The 4,935-nt window shown below is 65.6% G+C and carries 4 protein-coding genes, 1 tRNA gene and 1 pseudogene; 3 read left to right on the top strand and 3 right to left on the bottom strand.

Annotation, left to right across the window (positions count from 1 at the left end; translation table 11 throughout):
- On the bottom strand, nt 1–265 hold a 265-nt coding region (locus B1964_RS21065), incomplete at its 3' end, for a helix-turn-helix domain-containing protein (protein ID WP_253194107.1).
- A gap of 347 nt (nt 266–612) precedes the next feature.
- Between B1964_RS21065 and B1964_RS21060 the strand changes: the two genes are divergently transcribed.
- Complete coding sequence (locus tag B1964_RS21060; RefSeq protein WP_079931161.1) at nt 613–942, top strand: hypothetical protein; 330 nt, start codon at nt 613–615, stop codon at nt 940–942.
- Between the two features lie 1,306 nt (nt 943–2,248).
- Here B1964_RS21060 and B1964_RS21055 read toward each other — a convergent pair.
- Together B1964_RS21055 and B1964_RS21050 are read right to left on the bottom strand one after the other, a co-directional pair.
- Nucleotides 2,249–2,319: transfer RNA gene (locus tag B1964_RS21055), tRNA-Gly, on the bottom strand.
- Nucleotides 2,320–2,401: 82 nt separating this feature from the next.
- Nucleotides 2,402–2,774 (bottom strand): annotated as a pseudogene (locus B1964_RS21050) (maleylpyruvate isomerase N-terminal domain-containing protein).
- A gap of 47 nt (nt 2,775–2,821) precedes the next feature.
- On the opposite strand from B1964_RS21050, the gene dcd reads away from it, so the two are divergent.
- Nucleotides 2,822–3,397, top strand: coding sequence for a dCTP deaminase (gene dcd / locus B1964_RS21045; RefSeq protein WP_014361808.1), 576 nt, complete (start codon nt 2,822–2,824; stop codon nt 3,395–3,397).
- A 255-nt stretch (nt 3,398–3,652) separates the two neighbouring features.
- A partial coding sequence (locus tag B1964_RS21040) for a UDP-glucose/GDP-mannose dehydrogenase family protein (protein ID WP_079931160.1) occupies nt 3,653–4,935 on the top strand: 1,283 nt, incomplete at its 3' end.

Here is a 4,935-nt window from a genome sequence, read left to right as displayed (position 1 = left end):
GGGGGGGGGGAGCCTCCATGCGGCGTATCTGATGGGATAGTCGACTGCGTTCCCAGCCCAATTCGCGGCCCAGGTCGCGAGCGCGAAGTCGGCCGCCTGGAGCTTCGGACAGCGTGGCCAGTACTGCGTACTCCGATTCGGTCATGGCGCTGTCGCGGGCTAGTTCGCGGGCCAGATGCCCGTTGAGCTGCGCCCACATCTGGTGAAACCCCTGCCACGCACGGGCTTCGCGCTTATTCAGCCAATGCTGCGCATCGTCGTCCACAGCATCAAGGTTAGCACTTTGTTGATGTGTCACGCTTCTGCTGGAGTCGTGCGGAAGGCCTGGTCAGCGCTTTAGCTAGCTAGATGAGACCCTGTGACACCAACCTGGGACTTGGAACTCGCCGACCTGCAAGAATCCACCACGAACTCCCACATCGGCTGTCACTGAAGACAATTCATCACCACATAATGCCCGGAGCCCCGCTTCGGCTGGCATCGAACCGCTCTATCCTGGGTGCCGAAACCGCAGGCCAGCGCCTCTCATGTAGCTGTCACCACTCCCAACTACGGTGTCATCGGACAGCGGTCACGAGCCTGGAAGCCTCTGGGTTCGTTCCGGGTGTCTTCGTGCTGCGGCCGGACGCGTGGGAGGCGATCAGCTTGCAGCGCGCCAACGGCTCGGGCACCTTCGACCTCGGCAACGTCGCGGTCGATCGCGCCGCGCAGCGGTTGCATGGCGTGCCGGTGGTGTCGAACGCGCTGCCCGCGAAGAAGGGTGTGCTGCTCGACGGTTCGGCCGTACGGGTTGACGCCGACGCCCTGGGCGTGAAGGTCGACTGGGGCACTCAGGGTGACGACTTCGGCGCCAACCTGATCCGGGTCCGCACCGAGGGCCGGTTCGGTGTTTCGGTGTTGCGTCCCGGCGGTGTGGTTCAGATTGCCACCGCTGCGGCCTGATCTGGATAGTGAAGCGCCCCAATGGCGCTGAGTGAGCCGGTGGGGCGCTTTGCTGCGTTCCGGGGTGGAGCCGCCACCCCGGAACGCGTGCGGGTCCGGGATACTGTCGCTATCCCGGCGTCGCACGCACAGTTTTGCACAGGCTCCATCCACAGGGTTTCACACAGCTCAGTCCACAGGCGCATTTGATCGTGCCTTCCGGGCTCGTACCACTCATGTCAATCGTCAACGTTTGGCGAGGCGTGAAGGACGTGTCTGACGATCCAAATGGACCCTAATCGAATGTGCGGCAATCCCTTACGTTGCGCGCGTGCTCTGCATTGCAGTCGCCTTGCGCGGGGTACCGCCCGATACGAGAGCTGAAGTCTTGCGTGGCTTGGGTGCCTACCCGAGCAAACGGAACCCTACGGGTGCCGGTGTCGAAAATCCCTCACACCGTCGACCCACGAGTCCATAGCCCGTTATCGCATCACGGCCACGACGAGTAGCCCACCGAGAGCGTCGGTAGGTGAAGTCATGGCACCGTCGGTCGCGATCCTCGGGTGGCCCACAAGCACGGTGTGGGACTGAGCTACGTGCTGGCCGCTGGTTTGCGTCGAGCTGGCCGATAACGACGGGCGCGTGGTTGGGAGTCGGTTACGCGCACTGAGCGCCCCGATGCCGCTATGACGCGGCTACGGCTGAACCGTCCGGGGCTGACGGCAGGGTTACGGGCGACCGCACGCCTCACACGACGGCGCAAGCACACCCGAGGTCCGTCCGGGGTACGCCCATTCGCCACACACAGCGCGTGCTTCGATTCCGAGACTGCGGGCGAACGTGATGTCGGCGCGGGCGTAACGGTGGCGTCCGCTTGCGGTCTGTGCGATTCCGGGTGCGCCGTTTCGGCGGCGAGCACTGACGAGGGCGGAGCGGAAGCCGGCGTCGTAGGCTGGGTCATCGTCGGGGTCGGGCTCGACGGCGAGTAGCCGGGTGATGAAGGTGCCGAGGATCGGGCCGGGTGTTTCTTCGAGGACGTCGAGGGCGGCGAGGTAGCCGGTGCCAGGTGCTCATGCGTGTCACCCGAGGTTGATGCAGGCGGCGAGGATGCCGAGAGGGATGAAGTAGAGGGCCGCAAGGAAAGCGACGGCGCTGAGTACCATTCTGGTACGGCTCATGCGGGTGTTCTCCGTGTGTCCGAGACCCAGGCTCAGCGTGTCCGCGCTGGTCGGGGTCGTTTTGGTTCACACCGAACCCAATGGCGCTACAAGGTTGCAGCGCCTATCCCACGAAAAAGGCAGAGGTGAAAATGCCCTCTGACCTGCGGAGCCGATGACGGGAATCGAACCCGCGTGTTCAGCTTGGGAAGCTGATGTTCTGCCATTGAACTACATCGGCGTGCGGACCCGAGGACCCGCGACGGCAATGCTAGCAAAGGATCTGTCGAGCGCGTCACAGCAGGTCGCGACATGCGACACGTTCAGGTCAGCGTCGCAACCCCGTCGCCGGTGAGATTGGCCATGGCGATGCCACGGTCCGTCATGACCAGCATCAACGACTTGGCGGGACCCCGAGCTTCAGGCCCGTAGCCGACGAGTGGTCGGCGGATGCCGGCACCGTGAATCACGATGTCGCTCAAGGGTGCAAGCGGTCCGTTGCCGGGCGGGGTGAAGCGCTTGTCGGCCTTGTCGCGCACACCACCAACGGCATCCCCAGATGCGCCACGACGTCCCGACAGGTCCAGCCCGCGCACAACGAAGGTGTGGCCCACCTTTCGTTGGTGAGACCGCTCAGTTGGTCAGCCAGACGCGGCGCTCGTCGGCGACCTCGGCGAAGAGCTGCTCGTCGTCCATGGGTAGTGACGCTACGTCTGCGCACGCTGGTCCGATAGCCTCGCAGTGTGCTGCTCTCCGACCGGGACATCCATGCCGCCATCGACAGCGGGCGCCTCGCGCTGGACCCGTTCGACGCTGCTCTCGTCCAGCCGTCGAGCATTGATGTGCGCCTCGACGGACTGTTCCGGGTGTTCAACAACACCCGCTACACCCACATCGACCCTGCCCAGCGCCAGGACGAGCTGACGACGTTGGTCGAACCGGCTCCGGGAGAGCCGTTCGTGCTACATCCGGGCGAGTTCGTGCTCGGGTCGACGCTGGAAGTGTGCACCCTGCCCGACGACCTCGCCGGCCGACTCGAGGGCAAGTCATCACTGGGACGTCTCGGGCTGCTGACGCATTCGACCGCGGGGTTCATCGACCCGGGCTTCTCCGGTCACATCACCCTCGAACTGTCGAACGTGGCGAACCTGCCGATCACGCTGTGGCCGGGAATGAAGATCGGGCAGCTCTGTCTGCTGCGGCTGACCAGTGCCGCGTTGAACCCGTACGGAAGTGCCGCGGTCGGCTCGAAGTACCAGGGGCAACGGGGGCCGACGCCGTCAAAGGCGTATCTGAACTTCGTGCGCGACGCGGACTGAGGGGTCGCGGGCGGGTTCCGGCGTCGGTGACGGTGGTCTCGAGGTTCGTCGCTGGCGCTCCTCTCACCTCGACCAACCTCGACCATCCGGGGGAGAGGGACATCTGCCTTCGGGGAAGAGAGATGTCGGCCACGGGAAGGGAGACCTCGACCAGCGGCCGGACCACTGATCCGAGGGCGGGAGTTCACCGACGCGTCGCTGCGTCGCCACGCCATGGTGGGTTGTGCGCCCGACGCTGCGCGTAGGTCTACTCCTATGAAGCTCACCGTGATCGGATGTGGTTACCTCGGCGCGACGCACGCGGCCTGCATGGCCGAACTCGGGCATGACGTCCTCGGGGTCGACGTCGACGCCGAGAAGGTCGCCCGCCTCCGTGCCGGTGAGGTGCCGTTCTTCGAGCCCGGACTCTCCGACATCTTGCGCCGCAACATCGCCGCCGGCCGCCTCGAGTTCTCGACCTCGATGCAAGCGGCCGCCGACCACGGCGACGTGCACTTCGTCGGTGTGGGCACCCCGCAACGGGCGCGCGGGTACGGTGCCGATACGTCGTATGTCTTCTCGGCTGTGGAAGCGCTCGCCGGGCTCGTGCGGGGGGAGCATCTGATCGTCGGGAAATCGACTGTCCCGGTCGGAACCTCGGCCGAGCTCGCCGAATCGATCGCGGCGATCACCGGCGACCTCGCCGACGTCGAACTGGTCTGGAGTCCGGAGTTCCTGCGCGAGGGATTCGCCGTCGAGGACACCCTGCGTCCCGATCGCATTGTCGTCGGAACCGACCCGACGCACGATCGGTCGTCGAGTGCCGCCGTCGCGGTGATCGGAGAGGTGTACCGCGAGATCCTCGACACCGGAGTCCCGATGGTCACCACCGATTGGGCCACTGCGGAATTGGTGAAGACCTCCGCGAATGCCTTTCTGGCGACCAAGATCTCGTTCATCAATGCGGTCAGCGAATTGTGTGAGGTCGTCGGTGCCGACGTCTCGGCCTTGGCCGACGCCATCGGCTACGACAACCGAATCGGTCGACGATTCCTCAACGCCGGCTTGGGTTTCGGCGGTGGCTGCCTCCCCAAGGACATCCGCGCGTTCATGGCTCGCGCCGAGGAGCTCGGTGCCGGGCGCACCTTGCGCTTCCTGCACGAGGTCGACGCGATCAACATGCGCAGGCGTACAGCGATGGTCGATCTGATCGAGGACGCCTGCCCCGGTGATCTCATCGGTGCCAACATCGCGATCCTCGGCGCGGCGTTCAAACCCGAGAGCGATGACGTCCGTGATTCGCCTGCCCTCTCGGTGGCCGGTCAGCTCGCGTTGCGGGGTGCGTCGGTGACGGTCTTCGACCCGAAGGCCTCCGACAACGCGCGCCGCATGTACCCGATGCTCCACTTCGCCGACACCGCACGCGCCGCGGCCGCCGACGCCGACGTCCTCGTACTGGCCACCGAATGGGCCGAATTCGTCCACATGAGCCCCGATGAGTTCGACGGCGTCGTCGCGCACCGCGTCATCGTCGACGGCCGCCGATGCCTCGCGGCGGC

It is taken from the genome of Gordonia sp. i37 (assembly GCF_002043085.1).
Lineage (GTDB): Bacteria > Actinomycetota > Actinomycetes > Mycobacteriales > Mycobacteriaceae > Gordonia > Gordonia polyisoprenivorans.
The sequence above is the reverse complement of the archived record's forward strand: the minus strand, read 5'-3'. Positions and strand labels throughout refer to the sequence as shown.